Source organism: Microbacterium sp. P2_F9, from assembly GCF_056403635.1.
Map to the genome: position 1 here is coordinate 1 of NZ_JBFUFC010000016.1, position 18,467 is coordinate 18,467.

At 70.2% G+C, this 18,467-nt stretch carries 17 protein-coding genes; 10 read left to right on the forward strand and 7 right to left on the reverse strand.

What is annotated here, in order from left to right:
• The 10 genes from AC1DVT_RS03075 to AC1DVT_RS03120 form a co-directional block, all read left to right on the forward strand.
• A partial coding sequence (locus tag AC1DVT_RS03075) for a LacI family DNA-binding transcriptional regulator (RefSeq protein ID WP_477386427.1) occupies positions 1–945 on the forward strand: 945 nt, incomplete at its 5' end.
• Positions 946–1,050: 105 nt separating this feature from the next.
• Entirely contained in the window at positions 1,051–2,388 is a 1,338-nt protein-coding gene (locus tag AC1DVT_RS03080; RefSeq protein ID WP_477386429.1) for a Gfo/Idh/MocA family protein, read from the forward strand.
• Entirely contained in the window at positions 2,385–3,338 is a 954-nt protein-coding gene (locus AC1DVT_RS03085; RefSeq protein WP_477386431.1) for an NAD-dependent epimerase/dehydratase family protein, read from the forward strand. Before AC1DVT_RS03080 ends, AC1DVT_RS03085 begins: the two co-directional genes overlap by 4 nt.
• Positions 3,305–4,204, forward strand: coding sequence for a 5-dehydro-4-deoxyglucarate dehydratase (locus tag AC1DVT_RS03090; protein WP_477386433.1), 900 nt, complete (start codon positions 3,305–3,307; stop codon positions 4,202–4,204). The genes AC1DVT_RS03085 and AC1DVT_RS03090 overlap by 34 nt, the downstream gene beginning before the upstream one ends.
• Positions 4,201–5,280 carry a mandelate racemase/muconate lactonizing enzyme family protein gene (locus AC1DVT_RS03095; protein WP_477386435.1) on the forward strand — a complete coding sequence of 360 codons (1,080 nt, stop codon included), beginning with the start codon at positions 4,201–4,203 and terminating at the stop codon, positions 5,278–5,280. The genes AC1DVT_RS03090 and AC1DVT_RS03095 overlap by 4 nt, the downstream gene beginning before the upstream one ends.
• The gene (locus AC1DVT_RS03100) at positions 5,277–6,737 is read left to right on the forward strand and encodes an aldehyde dehydrogenase (NADP(+)) (RefSeq protein ID WP_477386437.1); all 1,461 of its coding nucleotides are present in this window, start codon (positions 5,277–5,279) and stop codon (positions 6,735–6,737) included. Before AC1DVT_RS03095 ends, AC1DVT_RS03100 begins: the two co-directional genes overlap by 4 nt.
• 28 nt (positions 6,738–6,765) lie before the next feature.
• Positions 6,766–8,550, forward strand: a complete 1,785-nt coding sequence (locus tag AC1DVT_RS03105) for a glycoside hydrolase family 35 protein (RefSeq protein WP_477386439.1) — start codon at positions 6,766–6,768, stop codon at positions 8,548–8,550.
• Positions 8,550–9,527, forward strand: coding sequence for a serine hydrolase domain-containing protein (locus AC1DVT_RS03110; protein ID WP_477386441.1), 978 nt, complete (start codon positions 8,550–8,552; stop codon positions 9,525–9,527). The genes AC1DVT_RS03105 and AC1DVT_RS03110 overlap by 1 nt, the downstream gene beginning before the upstream one ends.
• Positions 9,528–9,560: 33 nt before the next feature.
• On the forward strand, positions 9,561–10,607 hold the full coding sequence (locus AC1DVT_RS03115) for a M24 family metallopeptidase (RefSeq protein ID WP_477386443.1): 1,047 nt from the start codon (positions 9,561–9,563) through the stop codon (positions 10,605–10,607).
• Positions 10,608–10,653: 46 nt separating this feature from the next.
• On the forward strand, positions 10,654–11,862 hold the full coding sequence (locus AC1DVT_RS03120; RefSeq protein WP_477386445.1) for an alpha-L-fucosidase: 1,209 nt from the start codon (positions 10,654–10,656) through the stop codon (positions 11,860–11,862).
• A 10-nt stretch (positions 11,863–11,872) separates the two neighbouring features.
• Here the strand turns inward: AC1DVT_RS03120 and AC1DVT_RS03125 are convergent, their stop codons facing one another.
• The 7 genes from AC1DVT_RS03125 to urtB form a co-directional block, all read right to left on the reverse strand.
• Positions 11,873–12,466, reverse strand: a complete 594-nt coding sequence (locus tag AC1DVT_RS03125; protein ID WP_457101655.1) for a TetR/AcrR family transcriptional regulator — start codon at positions 12,464–12,466, stop codon at positions 11,873–11,875.
• A 36-nt stretch (positions 12,467–12,502) separates the two neighbouring features.
• The gene (locus AC1DVT_RS03130) at positions 12,503–13,069 is read right to left on the reverse strand and encodes a TetR family transcriptional regulator (RefSeq protein WP_477386447.1); all 567 of its coding nucleotides are present in this window, start codon (positions 13,067–13,069) and stop codon (positions 12,503–12,505) included.
• Positions 13,069–14,775: a purine-cytosine permease family protein gene (locus AC1DVT_RS03135; RefSeq protein ID WP_457101653.1), complete on the reverse strand. Its 1,707-nt coding sequence runs from the start codon at positions 14,773–14,775 to the stop codon at positions 13,069–13,071. Before AC1DVT_RS03135 ends, AC1DVT_RS03130 begins: the two co-directional genes overlap by 1 nt.
• Positions 14,776–14,894: 119 nt before the next feature.
• Positions 14,895–15,581 carry an ATP-binding cassette domain-containing protein gene (locus AC1DVT_RS03140; protein WP_457101652.1) on the reverse strand — a complete coding sequence of 229 codons (687 nt, stop codon included), beginning with the start codon at positions 15,579–15,581 and terminating at the stop codon, positions 14,895–14,897.
• Between the two features lies 1 nt (position 15,582).
• Entirely contained in the window at positions 15,583–16,416 is an 834-nt protein-coding gene (gene urtD, locus AC1DVT_RS03145; protein ID WP_477386450.1) for an urea ABC transporter ATP-binding protein UrtD, read from the reverse strand.
• A complete protein-coding gene (gene urtC, locus AC1DVT_RS03150) occupies positions 16,413–17,519 on the reverse strand; it encodes an urea ABC transporter permease subunit UrtC (protein WP_477386452.1) in 1,107 nt (368 codons plus the stop codon). Before urtC ends, urtD begins: the two co-directional genes overlap by 4 nt.
• Entirely contained in the window at positions 17,516–18,400 is an 885-nt protein-coding gene (urtB, locus tag AC1DVT_RS03155; protein ID WP_457101649.1) for an urea ABC transporter permease subunit UrtB, read from the reverse strand. The genes urtC and urtB overlap by 4 nt, the downstream gene beginning before the upstream one ends.
• Positions 18,401–18,467: the final 67 nt, after the last annotated feature.

The window sequence follows — 18,467 nt, forward strand, 5'->3', positions numbered from 1 at the left end:
TCGCTGTCGACGGTGTCGCGAGTCATGAACGGCAACGCGACAGTGGACCCCGTCATGGCCGAGCGCGTGCGCGCCTCCGCTCAGCAGCTGGGCTACACGGCGAACCCGCTCGCCCGCAGCCTCGTCCTCGGTCGCACCCAGACGATCGCCGTCGTCGTTCCCGACCTCGGGAATCCGACCTTCCAGGCGATCCTCCGAGGCCTCAACCGGGCGGCGGCCGCGGACGGCTATCACGTACTGATCGCGGACTCCGTCGAGGACGTCGCCGACGAGGCAGTGCTCGCCGTCGAGACGCGTCGACGCACGGACGGACTCATCCTGTGYGCGCCGCGCATGCCGGAGGATCAGCTCGAGACCCTGCTCGCAGCGGTCTCTCCTGTCGTGCTCGTCAATCGGGCGCCGCACGAGGGGACCCCGGCCGTGACCGCCGACTATCGCTCGGCACTCCGGGAGATCATCGAGCATCTGCACGACCTCGGCCACCGGCGCTTCGCCTACCTGAGCGGGTCGACCAGGAGCGCCTCGAACGCGGCGCGGCTCGCGGCCCTCGAGGACGCCCGCGCCGCCCACGGCGACACRACCATCACCGAACTGACGGGCGGCGTCGACTTCGAAGCGGGAGCCAGCGCCCTCGACGCGGTGCTCGAGACCGAAGCGACCGCCGTCCTCGGGTTCAACGACCTCGTCGCGATGGGACTGCTCAGCGCCGCCGGCGACCGCGGCCTGCGCGTGCCTGAAGACCTGTCCATCGCCGGTTTCGACGACATCCCGTTCGCCCGTTTCACGTCTCCGCCGCTCACGACGGCCGCCGTGCCGGCCGAAGAGCTGGGTGCGCGAGCGTGGGCGGCGATGCGCGAGCTGCTCGGCGGACGCGACCCGGAGACCCTGCAGACGCTGACCCCCGAGATCGTGCTGCGCGGCAGTACCGGGGCGCCGGCGTCCTGACCCTCGATCACCTTGGACATGTCGTTTGTGATACCGTGAGAAAACGTTTCCTGGGAAGCGTTTTCTCTCATTCCTCCCAGATTTCCTCGAACTGAAGGAGCCCTTGTGAGCAGGCGTCGTTATGCCGTCGTCGGAGCCGGCAGCCGTTCGCAGATGTACGTCGACGCCATCGCCGGCACGTACGCAGACCACGCGGAACTCGTGGCGATCTGCGAGCCGAACCCGGTCCGCGCAGCCCTCGCGGTGCAGCGCGCGGTCGACGCCGGCATCGCCGCGCCGTCGACCTGGCACCCAGACCAGCTCGAAGAGCTCATCCGCACCGAGAACATCGACCGGGTCGTCATCACGGCCCGCGACGACCAGCACGCGCCGCTCATCGTCCGGGTGCTCGAAGCCGGCGCCGACGTCGTCGTCGAAAAGCCCCTGACCATCGACGCCGAGAGCGCGGCCGCCATCGAAGACGCGGTCGAGCGCACCGGCGGCGACGTGCTCCTCACGTTCAACTACCGCTACTCGCCCCGCAACAGCACCCTCCGCCAGGTCATCCAGGACGGCCTCATCGGCGACGTCACCTCGATCGAGTTCCAGTGGATGCTGGACACCAAGCACGGCGCGGACTACTTCCGCCGCTGGCACCGCGAGAAGAAGAACTCCGGCGGCCTGCTCGTGCACAAGGCCAGCCACCACTTCGACCTCGTCAACTGGTGGATCCACTCCACCCCGCGCCGCGTCTACGCATCGGGCGGCCTGCGCTTCTACGGCGCTGACAACGCCGATGCGCGCGGGCTCGGAGAGCGTCCCGAGCGGGGCACCCGCGACGGAGCCCACGACGGCTTCGATCTCGACCTGCGCGACAACGCGAACCTCAAGGCCCTGTACCTCGACGCCGAGGGTCACGACGGCTACGTGCGCGACCGCGACGTGTTCGGCGAGGGCATCACGATCGAAGACAACCTCGCCCTCGTCGTCGACTACGCGAACGGCGCCACGCTGAGCTACTCGCTCAACGCTCACGCGCCGTGGGAGGGCTACCGCGTCGCCGTGAACGGCACGCTCGGTCGCGTAGAGCTCGACGTCGTCGAACGCGGTGCCGTGCTCGAAAGCGAAGGCCTCACCCCCGTGCTCGACCCCAGCGCAGTGGAAGGGGGCGTGTCCTCCTCGCTGCGCCCCGAGGGCGAGCGCCTCCTCCTCCAGCGCCACTGGGAGGAGCCGATCGAGGTCCCGATCGTCAGCGGCGAAGGCGGGCACGGCGGCGGGGATGCGATCCTCCTGTCCGACGTCTTCATCGGCCCAGGCGAAGACCCCCTGGCGCGCCCCGCGAACTGGCGGGACGGCGTGCAGTCGATCGCGGTCGGCATCGCCGGCAACCGGTCGCTGGCCACCGGGCTTCCGGTGCAGGTCGCCGATCTCGGCATCCGTCTGCTCGCCCAGCCTGTCCGATGAGCCGCATCGTCGTCACGGGCGGCTCCGGCCGGCTCGGTCGCAGCCTCGTGACGGGGCTCGTCGAGCGGGGCCACGAGATCGTCTCGTTCGACCGCACCCCCTCCGACGAACTCGCCGCGGCGAACGTCTCGCAGGTCTCGCTGGATCTGACGGATGCCGCGGCCACCGCGCGCGCCCTGACCGCAGCGAAGGCCGACGCGGTGATCCACCTGGCCGCGATCGCGGTGCCGTTCAGCGCCCCGGAGGACGTCATCCTCCGGACGAACGCCGCGCTGGCGATGTCGGTGCTCGGCGGGGCGGTGGCGGCCGGCATCCCGAAGGTCGTCGCCGCGTCGAGTCCGACGGTGCTCGGCTATGGCGCGCCGACGGGGTGGATGCCGGAGCGCCTCCCCCTCGACGAGGAGTCCCCCGCTCTGCCGTGGAACGCCTACGCCCTGTCGAAGCTGCTCGTCGAGCAGTCGCTCGCGATGCTGCAGCGCCAGACCGGCGACACCGTGCGCTGCGCGGCGTTCCGGCCCTGCTACGTCATCGCCCCGGAGGAGTGGCAGGGCGCCCCGACCCAGCAGGGGCACACCGTGCGCGAGCGCCTCGACGACCCCGCGCTGTCGGCGCCGGCGCTGTTCAACTACGTCGACGCCCGCGATGTCGCGGCCTTCGCCGACACGCTGCTCGCGGCCCTCGGCGACATCCCCAGCGGCGAGACCTTCTTCGTCGGCGCAGACGATGCCCTCGCCCGCGCGCCGCTCGCGGAGCTCCTCCCCCGCTTCCACCCCGGCACCGCGGCCGCCGCGGCAGTATTGACGGGGACCACCCCGGCCTTCTCGAACGCCAAGGCCCGGCGCCTGCTGGGCTGGCGCCCGGCGCACACGTGGCGCTCCGAGCTCAACGAATCCGACACGCGAAAGGACCAGCCGACATGGACTTCGACGGCATCCTCTTCTTCCCGGTAACCCCCTTCGACACGGCCGGCCGCGTCGACGAGGATCTCCTGCGCACCCACATCAGGCGCACTCTCGACCACGCCCCGGGCGGCGTCTTCCCGGCCTGCGGCACCGGTGAGTACCACGCGCTGTCGGCTGCCGAAGCGGCGACCGTCGTCCGGGTGGCCGTCGACACTGTCGGCGGGAGCGTCCCCGTGGTCGCGGGCGCCGGCGGTCCGCTCGGGCACGCCGTCGAGGTCGCGCGGGCCGCGGCCGACGCCGGTGCCGACGGACTCCTCGTTCTTCCGCCCTACCTGGTGGGCGGCACGCAGTCGGGACTCGTGGCATATGTCGAGGCGATCGCCGCGGCATCCGACCTGGCCGTCGTGATCTACCACCGCGGCACGGCGCGGTACTCGATCGAGTCCGTAGTCCGCCTCGCGCAGAACCCGAAGGTCGTCGGCTTCAAGGACGGCGTCGGCGACATCGGCACCGCGCAGCTGATCGTGCGGGCCGTCGCCCAGACCGGCCGCACCGACTTCGCTTTCTTCAACGGCCTCCTGACGGCGGAGCTCACCCAGGGCGCCTACCGCGGCATCGGCATCCCGCTGTACTCCTCCGCCGCATTCGCGATGATCCCCGAGGTTGCGAACGCGTACTACCGGGCCTACATCGACGGCGACGAGGTGCGCCGCAACGCGCTGCTCGACGGCTTCTATGCCCCGCTCGTCGCGCTGCGCGACGAGACGCCTGGGTTCGGGGTCTCGCTCATCAAGGCGGGGCTGCGCCTCGGCGGGCTGCCCGTCGGCGGCGTGCGGGCGCCGCTCGTCGACCCGACGCCCGATCAGGAGGAGCGGCTCGCGGCGATCCTCGAGGCGGGGCGCGCGCTGCTGTGAGCACGATCTCGGCGTTCGACGCGCGGCTGCTTCGGGTGCCGCTCACCCGGCCATGGGCGAGCGATGTCACCTCGGTCGGCGTGATCGCGACGCACGTCGTGCGCTCCGACGGCGTCGCAGGGTGGGGCTTCTCGTGGACGCCGCAGATCGGTGCCGAGGCTGCGCTCGCGCTGCTGCAGCACGACATCGCCCCGTCCGCGCTCGGCCGCGACGCCGACCCCGAAGCCGTGTGGGATCCGCTGTGGCGGCACCTGCACGAGGCGGGCGGTGGCGGACTCACCACGATCGCGCTCGCCGGTCTTGATCTTGCACTGTGGGATGCCGCGGCCCGCGCCCGCGACCTCTCGATCGTCGACCTGCTCGGCCGCGAACGCACCTCGGTGCGCGCGTACGGCAGCGGGGTCAACCTGCACTACCCACTCGACGATCTGCTCGCCCAGGTCGCCCGCTGGATCGATGCCGGGTTCGACGCGGTCAAGATCAAGGTGGGCAAGCCCGAACTCGCCGAAGACGTCGATCGCGTCGCCGCTGTGCGCGAGCTGCTCGGCCCCGATCGCGGCCTCATGATCGACGCCAACCAGCGGTGGGACCTCGACCGTGCGACGCGCTCGGTGGACGCCCTCTCGGCGTTCGGCCCCGCCTGGATCGAAGAGCCGCTGCGGGCGGACGACCTCACCGGCCACGCCGAGCTGGCGCGGCGCATCGACGTGCCGATCGCCGTCGGCGAGAACCTGCACACCGTGCACCGCTTCGCCGAGTACCTCGAGGCGGGTGCCGCCCAGATCGTGCAGCCCAACATCGTGCGCGTCGGCGGCATCACCCCATTCCGCCGGATCGCCGCGCTCGCCGCCCAGCACAATGTGCCGCTGCACCCGCACCTCCTCCCCGAGCTCTCCGGCCAGCTCGCGCTGACCCTCGCGGCGGGCGACCCGATGGCCGAGGATGTCGAGGATGCCGGCTTCGGCGCTCTCGGCGCCCTCACCGATCCGAGCCCCGTCACGATCGCCGACGGCCACCTGACCGAGGTGCCGCATCTCGGACTCGGCCTGCGCTTCACCCGAAAGGACCCCTCATGACCGCTTCGACAGGCTCAGCGACCACCCCGGACGAGCTCGAGGGCATCGTCGCCCGGGCCGCTGCCGCGGCCCCGGTGTGGGCACGCTCGAGCGCCGCCGACCGAGCCACCTGGCTGCGCGCCGCGGCCGATGCGCTCGATGCGGCCGCCGACGAGCTCGTGCCGATCGCCGATCGCGAGACCCGTCTGGGCGAGGCCCGGCTGCGCGGAGAGGTCGGCCGCACGTCCGGGCAGCTGCGCCTGTTCGCCGCGGTCGTCGAGGAGGGCTCCTACCTCGAGCTCACCGTCGACGACGCGGATCCGGCCGCCACCCCGCCCCGCCCCGAACTGCGCCGCCTGCTGGTCTCGGTCGGCGCGGTGGCCGTGTTCTCCGCATCCAACTTCCCGTTCGCGTTCTCGGTCGCGGGCGGCGACACCGCCTCGGCCCTCGCGGCCGGCAGCCCCGTGATCGTCAAGGCGCACTCCGGGCATCCGGAGCTCTCCCGCCGCACGGCGGCCATCGTGGCGGCCGCGCTCGAGGCAGCGGGCGCGCCCGCCGGCTCACTCGGACTCGTGGAGGGCCGGGAGGCCGGAAACGCCCTCGTGCAGCATCCGATCATCCAGGCCGCCGGCTTCACCGGATCGCTGTCGGGAGGTCGCGCGCTCTTCGACCTCGCGACCGGACGCCCCGACCCGATCCCCTTCTACGGCGAGCTCGGCAGCGTGAACCCCGTCGTCATCACCCCCACGGCCGTCGCGTCCCGTGGCGAGGAGCTCGCGCAGGGTCTCACCGGCTCGTTCACGCTGGGTGTCGGGCAGTTCTGCACCAAGCCCGGCGTGGTGTTCGTGCCGAGCGGCGCAGGGTTCGAGGCGCTCGTCGCCGCGCTCGTGCCCGGCACCACCGGCGGGGCGCTGCTCACCGACCGCATCACCGCGGCCTTCCCTTCGGGCATCGACGCACTGGTGGACGACGCCTCCGTCGAGGTCGTCGCCCGAGGCGTCGCGGCGGGCGACGCCGCTCAGCCGATCGTGCTGGCGACGGATGCCGCGGCCGTCGCCGCGCGGCCCGAGACGCTGCTCGAAGAATGCTTCGGACCGGTCACCCTGCTCGTGCGGTACGGCTCCGAGGCGGAGCTGCACGCCGCGCTGCGCGCCGTCCCAGGGAGCCTCACCGCCACCCTGCACTCCGAGCCGGGAGACGACGTCGCCGAGACCCTCGCCCTGCTGCAGGCGCGTGCCGGGCGGGTGCTCTTCGCGGGCTGGCCGACCGGGGTGGCCGTGACCTGGTCGCAGCAGCACGGCGGCCCGTGGCCGGCGACCACCTCGCTGCACACCTCGGTCGGCGCGACGGCCATCCGGCGCTTCCTGCGGCCGGTCGCCTACCAGTCAGCTCCGCAGCACCTGCTACCCGAGGCGCTGCGCGACGACGTGCTCGCCACGCTTCCGCACCGCCGCAACGGCGTGCTCCTCGTCCCCTGACCCACCGCCCCCGCCACATGAGGACGACATGACCGACCCCACCTCCCGCTTCCAGATCGGCGAGACCGACTTCCTCCTCGACGGGGCGCCGCACCGGATCATCTCGGGGGCGATGCACTACCCGCGAGTGCACCCCGACCAGTGGCGCGACCGCATCCGCAAAGCCCGCCTGATGGGCCTGAACGCGATCGAGACGTACGTCGCGTGGAACGCGCACGAGCCGGTGCGCGGCCAGTGGTCAGAGACCGGTGCGGTCGACCTCGGCCGCTTCCTCGACCTGATCGCCGAGGAGGGGCTGCACGCGATCGTGCGCCCCGGCCCGTATGTCTGCGCGGAGTGGCACAACGGCGGGCTGCCCACCTGGCTCACCGCCGATTCCTCGATGAAGCTCCGCAGCTCCGACCCACGCTACCTGGAAGCGGTCACCGGCTACCTCGAGCGCGTCAACGAGATCATCGTGCCGCGGCAGATCGATCAGGGCGGCTCGGTCATCCTCGTGCAGATCGAGAACGAGTACGGCGCGTACGGCTCCGACAAGACCTATCTCGCCGAGCTCATCCGGCTCACCCGCGAAGCCGGCATCACCGTCCCGCTCACGCAGGTCGACCAGCCGATCCCGCACATGCTCGAGAACGGTGCCCACGAGGGTCTGCACAAGACGGGCTCGTTCGGCTCCCGCATCCCGGAGCGCCTGGCCACGCTGCGCGAGCACCAGCCCACCGGCCCGCTCATGTGCATGGAGTTCTGGTGCGGCTGGTTCGACCACTGGGGCGAGAAGCACCACACCACCGGCTTCGCCGACAGCGCGGCCGACCTCGACGCGCTGCTGCGTGCCGGGGCATCCGTCAACATCTACATGGTGCACGGCGGCACGAACTTCGGGCTCACTGCCGGCGCGAACGACTCCGGCCGCTACCTGCCGATGGTCACCTCGTACGACTACGACTCCCCGATCAGCGAGTCCGGCGACGTGACCGAGAAGTTCCGCGCCTTCCGCGAGGTCATCGCCAAGCACGCGCCCGTGCCCGACGAACCGCTCCCCGAGCCCGTCGACGCCCCGGCCTTCGAGGTCGCGCTCGTCGGCGTCGGCGATCCGCTCGGCCTCGTGGCCACCGATCGCGGCACGTTCGCCGCCCCGCCCACGATGGACGAGCTCGGCGCCGACGTCGTACTCGTCGAGTACACGGCGTCGCTCGAAGGCACCGCCGCGACGAGCCGTTCGACAGTGCTCGAACTGGATGAAGTGCGCGACTACGCGTGGGTGCAGGTCGACGACCGGCCCGCCGGCACCCTGCAGCGCACCCTCCGCGACAACGCGCTGACGATCCCCGCCGGCCGCAGCCTCCGTCTGCTCGTCGAGGAGACCGGCCGGGTCAACTACGACGAGAAGATCGGCGAGCCCAAGGGGCTCATCGGCGCACCGCGCATCGACGGCGCGGCGATCCCCGCGCCCTGGCGGGTGCGCACGTTCGACGTCGCAGCACTGGGCGCCGCGGTGACGGATGCCGCGACCTCCGCCGACGCGGTCGTCGCCGGTCGGGCGACCGGGCCGGTCGGTCTTCGTGCGTCGTTCTCCCTCGACGCGCCCGCCGACCTGTTCCTCGACACCCGCGACTGGGGCAAGGGCTACGCGTGGGTCAACGGGTTCTTCCTCGGCCGGTACTGGCGCCGCGGCCCGCAGCGCACCCTGTTCGTACCTGCACCGGTGACCAAGGAGGGCGAGAACACCGTCACGATCGTCGAACTCGAGGCGGTCACCGACACCACGGCCCGCTTCCTCGCGCGGCCCGATCTGGGGCACGAGGTCGAGTGATGGCCGCGCAGTTCTCCCACGCGTTCGACTGGGCCCGGCGCCACGTCGCTGAAGGCCGCATCCCCACCGCGGTGCTCGGCATCGCGACCGCCGCCGGCACCGTCGCCCTCGATGCGTTCGGCGCGACCGACGGGCGCACCGCGCGCGTCGACGACCACTACCGGCTGTTCTCGGTCACCAAGCCGCTGGTCGGGCTGACCGCCGCACGCGCCATCGAACGCGGGCTGCTCACTCCCGAGACGCCGCTCACCGACGCGCTGCCTTCGTTCGGCACGAACCGCGACGACGTCGTGCGCCTGCGGCACCTCGTGAGTCACACCTCCGGCATCTCCGAGCCGCCCCTGGACACCCCGACCCCGCTGCGCGAGGAGCTGCTGGGCGCCGGGCGCGACTTCCCGGTGGACACGGCCTCGCGCTACTCCACCCTCGGGTTCGAGGGGATCGCCGCACTCATCGCACACGCGACGGGGCGGGAGTGGGATGCCGAGCTCTCGGCGTGGGCCGCGCCACTCGGCGCCGGCGGACTCACGCTGGACGAGGCATCCGATCCGCCTCCGATCGTCCGCGCAGCGGAGGGTGGCGTCGACGTCGAGCAGTTCGCGCGTCAGCGCAACCCGGGCGCGGGCCTCATCGGGCGCGCACAGGACCTCCTCGCGATCGGCTCCGCCCTCCTTCGGGGCGGCGAGGGCATCATCAGACCTGCGACCCTCGCGATGACTCTGCGACCGCTGACCGGCGACATTCCGCGCCTCGAGCCGTACCCGGCCGACCGCGGCCAGGACTGGGGCTTCACCTGGAACCTGCGCACCCGCGCGCCCGGCCTGATCGATCGGGACGTCTATGGGCACGGCGGATGGTCGGGGGCGGAGTTCTGGATCCACCCGTCCGCGGGCGTCGCCTACGTGTTCCTCACGAACGCGGCGCCGGCCGAGCTCGACCCTGATCGGCTCGACAACGCGATCATCGGCGCCTTCTGAGCCGTCCGAACCCGCACTGACGAAGGAGAACGGATGCCCGGGTCCACGCACGATCGCCGGCTCAAGCGTGAGCGCCTCACGCGGCTGCTGAGCGAGACCGGGAACGACGCGGTGCTGCTCACCTCGCACGAGGCGGTGTCGTGGTACCTCGAGGGGATCCGCACCCACGTCTCACTCGCTGGCCCGCCGGTGCTCGCGGTGCGCGCCGCGCTCGACGGCGATGAGCTCTACGTCTCCGCCAACGAGGCCGACCGGCTCATCGCCGAGGAGCTCCTCCCTGAAGACGCCGATCGAGTGGTGCGCGTGCCGTGGTTCGAGCCGGTTGCGGCAGCCGCGGCCCGACCTGCCTCTGCCGAGATCGACCTGGCAGCCGGGCTCCGCGCCGCCCGCGCGAGCCTGCTGCCCGCCGAGACCGAGCGCTACCGTGCCCTCTGCCGCGAGGTCGCCGAGGTGCTGACGGATGCCGCGCGCGGTGCGCGCTACGACTCCACCGAGGTCGAGGTCAGTGCGACCCTCGCGGGACTGCTGCGCGCGCGGGGCATCGATCCTCTCGTGCTCCTCGTCGCCGGAGAGTCCCGCCTCCCCCACCGCCACCCGCTCCCGACGGCCGCACCACTCGGAGCCCGCGCGATGCTCGTCGTGTGCGGACGGCGCCACGGACTCATCGCCAACGCCACCCGGTGGATCGAGGATGAGGGGATGCGGCATCCCGATGAAGAGCGCATCCTCCAGGTCGAGTCGGGCTATCTCGCAGCGACTCGGCCCGGCACGGGACTGGACGAGGCGTTCACCGCCGGAACCGCGGCCTATGCGGCCGCCGGCTTCGACGCCGACGAGTGGCGCCGGCACCACCAGGGCGGACCGACCGGCTATGCCGGTCGCGATCCGCGGGCGACACCCGAGACCCGCGATCTGGTGCAGGAGAACCATGCCTTCGCGTGGAACCCCTCAGCACCCGGGGTGAAGGTCGAAGACACGGTGCTGGTATCGAGCGCCGGGGTCGAGGTGCTCACGCACGATCCGCGCTGGCCGACCCTCGTGGTCGACGGGTTGGCACGGCCGCTCCCGCTGACGCGCTGACCCGGCAGTCCCGGGCAAGAGATCGTAGAAGCGCTGAGGAGAAGCAATGACGCACACTCACGACAGCACGCTGCCCGCGTGGGCGCAGGAGGCGAGCTTCGGGATCTTCGTCCACTGGGGTGCGTACTCCGTCCCGGCGTGGGCAGAGCCCACCGGCGCACTGGGCCTGGTACCTCCCGAGGAGTGGTTCGCTCACAATCCGTATGCCGAGTGGTACGCCAACACCATCCGCATCCAGGGATCGCCGGCGGCCGCGCACCACCTCTCCGAGTACGGAGGGGCCCCGTACGAGGAGTTCCTCGATGCGTGGACTGCGGACCGGTACGACCCGGTGGAATGGGCGAGGCTCTTCCGCTCGGTGGGTGCGGATTACGTGATCCCCGTGACCAAGCATCACGACGGCATCGCACTGTGGGACGCGCCGGGTTCCGGCGATCTGACGACCGTCGCGCGAGGACCGCGGCGAGACCTCATCGGCCCCCTCGCCGAGGCGGTTCGCGCCGAAGGCCTCAGGTTCGGCGTCTACTACTCCGGCGGTCTCGACTGGGCCTTCGCCGACTTCCCCCCGGTGGAGGCCGAAGAGCAGCTGAATGAGTACCGGCCGGTGGATGCCGACTACGCGGAATACGCCACTGCCCACGTGCGAGATCTCATCGACCGCTACCGGCCTTCGGTGATCTGGAACGACATCAACTGGCCCGATGCCGGCAAGGCTGACGGTTCGCTCGTGGAGCTCCTGCGCTGCTACCGCGAGATCGTGCCCGAGGGCATCGTGAACGACCGATGGGGGATGGATGTCGGGGACTATCGCACCAGTGAGTACTCGGCGGGCACCGACAATGAGGCCGGCATCGGCTGGGAGAACAACCGGGGCCTGGGCTTCTCCTTCGGGTACAACCAGCGCGAAGATGCCGAACTGACGCTGACCGCCCGCGACCTGGCGAAGCTCTACGCCGACATCGTCTCGCGTGGCGGACGCCTGCTGCTCAACGTCGGGCCCGAGGCATCCGGCGAGATCCCCGCACTCCAGCGCCGCACCCTCGAAGACTTCGCGCCGTGGATGTCGCGGCTCAAGCCGCTCACTCACAACCGGCGACCCGCGACACCGGAAGAACTCGCCACCCTTCCCGCGAGTGACGCGTGGGTGCGGAGCTGGTTCAGCGACGGCCGACTCGTCGTCGTGACCGACCGACCCGAAGCGCTGGCGGCCCTCACCGAGAACGCAGGTGTCCGCGTGATCGGTCTCCCGGACTGACCACCATTCCTCACCCGACGCGGGAGCGAATCGGGTCGAGCACGGCCTCTGCGGCCCACGCGGCGGCATCCGCGATGTCGCTGCGGGTCATGCCGAACTCGCGACGGAACGTGACCCACGTCGCCGCCGAATCGAGGTGAGCAAGAGCCGAGACGATCGCCGTTCGCTCAGCGTCGCCCAGCGAAGGGACCTCCACGTCGATCATCTCCTCGAGCAGCTCCCGCCGCGGGCTGGGGGCAGCGCCGCTGATCCCTCGCATCGTGGTCTCGGCGACGACGTGCGCCAGTTCCGGCCGCTGGTCGTAGGACTCCATCGCTGCGCGGATCGTGATGGGCATGTCGAAGATGCTCGCCGAGTCCCGGCGCGGGAAGATCCTGCGCTCGATCCAGGCGGCTGTGGCGAGCAGCAGATCGACGCGTGTCGCAAAGTTGCGGAAGATCGTCCGCTCACCGACTCCCGCGCGCCGGGCGATCAGCCGAAATGGCACGTCGTCCGTGCCGAGTTCCTCGATCAATTCGGCGTAGGCGGCGAGGATCGCCTCCTGGGTGCGATTGACATCGCCCGCCGAGCGGGCATCGGGGCCGGAACCCGCCGCCACTGTCACGCGGCCCTCACGCGGATGCCTGTTGCGGGCCGCGGCTCACTTCGCTGCCCGCGACCTGTCGAAGAGGTCGCCCATGGCCTGGACGACGGTGCGGTCGAAGACATCCGAGATCGCCGGCGCGCTCATCTCGAATCCCGTCCGCATTCGCGCCCAGAACTGCGCCGACGCGAAGTAGCGGAGCGTGGCCGCCACCCTGCGCAGGTCGCGTTCGTTCACCGCGGGATGATTCGTCGCGAGCATCGTCACCAGGGCCCGCGTGAAGAAGGTCGCTTCCGATTCTCCGGTCGGTGAGATCGATGCCGCGCGCGCACACACGAAGGCGAAGGCCGGCGAGGCGTCGAAGGCCCGGAACCGAGAGCGCGACGCCTCTTGGAACTGCGCGATGGTGACGAAGGCCGGCAAGGGGAACTCGGTCGACTCGATCCACCCAGCAACGCCTTCGAGGAGGTGGGATCGCGTCGGAAAGTGGCGGTAGACCGTTCGCTCGGACACCCCGACGGCGTCGCCGAGCGAGCGATACGAGATGTCGTCGAACGGAATCTCACGCAGCGCCGCAGCGGCGTGGGCCAGGATCGCGGTCGGAGTATGGACGACCTCCGCCATCACCCGCCCCTTTCCTGCTGCTTCCTGCTCGCTTCGAATGGTCGTGCGGACGAGCGGACTCGTCGCGACCGCGGTTCGGCAGGCAACAGGTACCGATCCGAGTCGTCCAGCGTGAGCGCAAGAGAGGACACGTACTGCGTCTCCCCATGAGCCCCGCGCTCGGCTGACGCCAGCATATCCGGACGCTCGAACGTGTAGCCAGTGACATGGCAGCGCAGTCGCTCCCCCGATGGGTTGCCGTCCGCATCCAGGATCGGCGAGGCGATGCCGTCCGTCTGCCGCCGAAGATAGTACCTGCCCCGCGTGGCCACGGCCATGAGCGGAGTCGTGATCATCGCCACGCCGATGGCGATCAGCACGGAGAACGGTCGCACCTCCTGCCCGAACAGGCCGCTGAAGGCGGCCAGCGAAAGAAGCGAGGCCAGGCCGACCGAGACGAGGCCGACCGGGTTCCAGTCGTGCAGCATGCCGCGACGGAATTCCGGATACATCGGGGAGATGTGCAGGAGGTGCTTGTTGATCACGATGTCGGCCGCGATCGTGACCAGCCAGGCCATCACCACATTCGCGTACAGGCTGAGCACGAAGCTGATCAGGCTGAAGACATCCATCCACATCAGCGCCAGCGCGATCGCGAGATTGAAGAAGATGAACACGGCGCGGCCGGGGTAGGTCTTGGTGAGGCGCGTGTAGACGTTGGACCACGCCAGCGACCCCGAGTACGCGTTGGTCACGTTGATCTTGATCTGCGCGACAACGACCAGCACGAGCGCCAGACCGATCGCGAGCCACTGCGGCATGATCGATTCGTAGAGGCCGATGAACTGGCGCACCGGCTCGGCGGCCAGCGCACCGAGCTCGGGGTCGACGCGGGTGAGCAGATACACCGCGAGGAACACCCCGATCACCTGCTTGATGCCGCTGAACAGGATCCACCCGGGGCCGGCGAACAGCAGCGACGCCCACCACGAACGGCGGTTCGCGCGGGTGCGGGGCGGCATCGCGCGGATCACGTCGATCTGCTCCGCCAGCTGCGGCGTGAGCGCGAAGCAGACCGCGGCGCTCGCGACGATCGCCTGGAAGCTGACTTCGCCGTCCGATTCGCCCGTGAACGCGACGAACGCCCGCACGGCATTGGGATCGGACACGACCACCCAGAGCAGGGGAAGCAGAGCCAGCGCGAGCCAGAGCGGCGTGGTCCAGAACTGCAGTCGCTCCAGGGCGCGCATGCCGTAGATCACGATCGGAATCACCACCACCGTGGAGATGAGGTAGCCCACCGACAGCGGGATGCCCAACGCGACGTGCAGGCCCTGCGCCATGATCGCGCCCTCGAGCGCGAAGAAGATGCAGGTGAAGATCGCGAAGATCACCGTCGTGATGGAGGAGCCGTAGTAGCCGAATCCGGAGCCGCGGGCGATCAGATCCAGGTCGAGGTTGTAGCGCGCCGCGTAGTAGGCGATCGGGGCGCCGACGAGGAAGATGACGACAGAGGCGAGCAGGATGCCGAGCACGGCGTTGTTRGTGCCGTGCTCGAGGCCGATGCTCGCGCCGATGGAGAAGTCCGCGAGGAAGGCGATGGAGCCGAGCGCGGTGACGCCGATGGCACCGGCGCTCCAGCGCCGAAAGCTTCGGGGCACGTAGCGGAAGGCATAGTCTTCGAGGCTGTCCTCGGCGGCTGCCCGCGCGTTGTCTGCCCTGGCCACGTTGCACCCCCCGCGTAGGGGCTCATTGTTGCCGCACTGTGTTTCAGACGCGTTGCGCGCAGACAGCGTTCGATCGCCGGTCCCGCTTCTGCTCCCGCCGAATCCGCCGACTCGCCCGCCTAGATCGCCATCGCCGCGCGCACACCCGCGGCCGCGGCCGCTCCCCCTCCTCCGGTGCTGGACACGAAGCCGCTCGCGAGCACGAGGTACTTGTCTGCGGCCTCCAGCGCGAAGCCGATGTGCTGCTCGACCAGCAGTACGGACAGACCCTCGCTCGCGAGCTGCATCACGGTCTGCTCGATCTCGGCGACGATCGTCGGCTGAATGCCCTCGGTCGGCTCGTCGAGGATGAGCAGCTTCGGCTCGGTGATGAGCGCCCGGGCGATCGCGAGCTGCTGGCGCTGGCCGCCGGAGAGCAGGCCGGCCTTGCGGGTGGCGAACTTCTCCAGAGCGGGGAAGCGCGAGAGCTGCTGCTCGATGAGCGCCTTGCCGCGCTTGCGGCCGTCGGCGACGAGCTGCAGGTTCTCCATCGTCGACAGCTGCGGGAACGACTGCTGCCCCTGCGGCACGTATCCCATGCCGCGGGCGACGCGCTTGTTGGGCGGGAGCGAGGTGACGTCCGCACCGTCGAAGATCACCTGGCCGCTGCGCGGCTTGATGAGTCCGATCGCGACGCGCAGCAGCGTCGACTTTCCGGCTCCGTTGTGGCCGAGCACGGCGACCACCCCGTCGGAGCGGGGCAGCGTCACGCCATGCAGCACGAGCGTGCGACCGTAACCTGCCTGGATATCGTTCAGTTCGAGCATGTCAGGCCTCCTCTCCGTGCGCAGCGCTGTCCGCTGTCGCGGTCGCCTCGTTCGCCGGCTCGGCCACGATCGCCATCGCGGCGGTGTTCGCGGCCCCGGCCGTGCCGAGGTAGACCTCCTGCACCCTGGGGTCGGCCTGCACATGCGCCACGGAGCCCTCCGAGATCACCTTGCCCTGGTGCAGCACCGTGACCCGCGTCGCGAAGCGGCGCATGAAGTCCATGTCGTGCTCGACGACGAGGACGGCGCGGCGCTTGGCGATGCGCTGCAGCAGTTCGCCCGTCGCGGTGCGCTCGTCCTGGCTCATGCCGGCGACGGGCTCGTCGAGCATCAGCACGCGGGGCTCCTGCACGAGCATCATCCCGATCTCCAGCCACTGCTTCTGGCCGTGCGACAGGATCCCCGCCGGTGTCTCGCGCTCGTCGCTGAGTCCGGTCTCCTCCAGCGCCACCTCGATCGCCGGGTCGACGCCTCGGCGCGCCCGCAGCAGCGAGAACGCGGAGCGGTGCAGCCCGGCCGCGATGTCGAGGTTCTGCAGCACCGAGAGCTGCTCGAACACGCTCGCGGTCTGGAAGGTGCGGCCCACTCCGAGCTGCACGATCTTGTGCGCGGTCTTGCCCAGCAGCTCCTGATCGCCGACCTTCGCCGACCCGGAGCCCTTGGACAACCCGGTGATCGCGTCGATGCAGGTCGTCTTGCCGGCGCCGTTGGGGCCGATCAGGAACCGGACTTCACCGGGGTGGGCATCGAAGGAGACTCCGCCGACCGCGACGAATCCATCGAAGGAGACCTGCAGATCGGTGACGACCAGGGACGGGGCCTCGGCGGCGGTCATTTCTTCACCTCATCGAGCTCGGGTTCCGACGCGGGAGTGGGTGTAGTGGGCGCCGCCGTCCGTGGCCGCCAGATCAGACCCTTCGCCCTCGCGAAGAGCGACGACAGTCCCATCGGGAGGAACAGCGTCACCAGGATGAAGACGAGGCCCAGGATGTAGATCCAGCCATCGGGCCAGCTGGAACCGAGGCTCGACTGCCCCCAGCCGATCGCCATCGCCCCGAGCGCCGGTCCGAAGAGGGAGGCGCGGCCACCGAGCGCGACACCGGCGATCATCAGGATCGAGGCGGAGGCCCCGATCTCCGCCGGCGTGATGATGCCGACGATCGGCACGAACATGGCGCCGGCGACGCTGGCCATGAGAGCGGCGACCACGTAGGCGACCAGTTTGATGTTGGCGGGGTCGTACCCGAGGAACCGCACGCGTTCCTCGGCATCCCGCGTGGCGATCAGCAGTTCGCCGAAGCGGCTGCGGTTGAGCTGCCACACCACCAGGAGGCACACGATGAGCAGCGAGGCGGCGATCATGAAGACCATCAGCTTGTTGGTGTCGTCGTTGAGGACGAACCCGAAGAAGTACTTGAAGTCGCTGAGCCCGGTGTCCCCTCCGGTCTCGCGGATGGTCGAGGAGATCAGCACGGCCAGCGCCACGGCGAGCGCCTGGGACAGGATCGCGAAGTACGCCCCCTTGATCCGGCGCTTGAACAGGGCGTAGCCGAGCACGGACGCCACGATCACCGGGAGCAGCACGATGGCCAGCAGCGTGAACACCTCGCTGCGGAACGGCTCCCAGAACGCCGGAAGCGACGCCGACGGGTCGTACAGGATCATGAAGACCGGGAGGCTGTCGGGGCCTGCGGTCTCCAGCGTGAGGTGCATCGCCATGGCATAGGCGCCGAGTCCGAAGAACACCCCCTGACCCAGGACGAGCATTCCGCCCCGGCCCCAGGCCAGGCCGATCCCGACCGCCGCGATCGCCCAGCAGCAGTACTTCCCGAGGTTGTTGATCCAGTGCATGGAGAGCACGGCAGGGGCGACGACCAGCAGCAGCACGGCGAACACCCCGATCCCGATGAGGGGAAGCCACGGTTTCAGTTTCGTCATGTCAACCCCCGGGTGCGGACCGTGAACAGGCCCTGTGGGCGGAACTGCAGGAAGACGACGACGAGCACGAAGGCCAGGACCACGGCCATGCTTCCGGTCGTCCAGTCGGCGAAGAGCGACAGGGCGATGCCCAGGGCCCACGCGGCGATGACGGTGCCCTTGATCTGGCCGACCCCGCCGGCGACCACGACCAGGAAGGCCGGGATGATGTACTGCGTGCCCATCTGAGAGTTCGTGCCGCCGATCAGCGATGCAGCGACACCCGCCACCCCGGCGAGGCCGGATCCGACGAAGAAGGTCATGCGGTCGACGTTGCGGGTGCGGATGCCGCTGGTCTCGGCGAGGTCCCGGTTCTGGACCGTCGCCCTGATCCGGCGTCCGAACGGGGAGTACTTGAGCCATGCGGCGAGGGCGGCGAGGCAGAGGGCGGCGAGCAGGATGGTGAACACCTGGCGGAGCGGCCACGCGTAGCCGAGGACGTCGATCTGCCCGTCGAGCCAATCCGGGCTCTCCACGGGAACGCCCTGGGCGGGGAAGATCTGCAGCGCGATCTGCTGCAGGATCAAGCTCACCCCGACCGTGACGAGGAGGGTGTCGAGGGGCCGGCGGTACATCCATTGGATGATGCCGATCTCGAGGAGGAGTCCGAGCAGGCCCGCGCCCAGGAAGGCGAGCGGCAGCGCCAGCAGGATCGAGATGTTGCTGGAGCTCACTGCCAGCTGGGTCAGGTAGGCGATGAAGGCGCCGGCCATGATGAACTCGCCGTGCGCCATGTTGATCACCCCCATCTGACCGAAGGTGAGGGTGAGCCCGAGCGCTGCGAGCAGCAGCAGCGCGCCCAGCGCGGTGCCGTTCAGAAGCGGCGGTATGAGTGCATCCACGTGCTGTCGCTCTCTCTCGGGGTGATGAGTTCTGGTGGTGGTTGTTCCAGGGCGTGAGGCCCGTGCC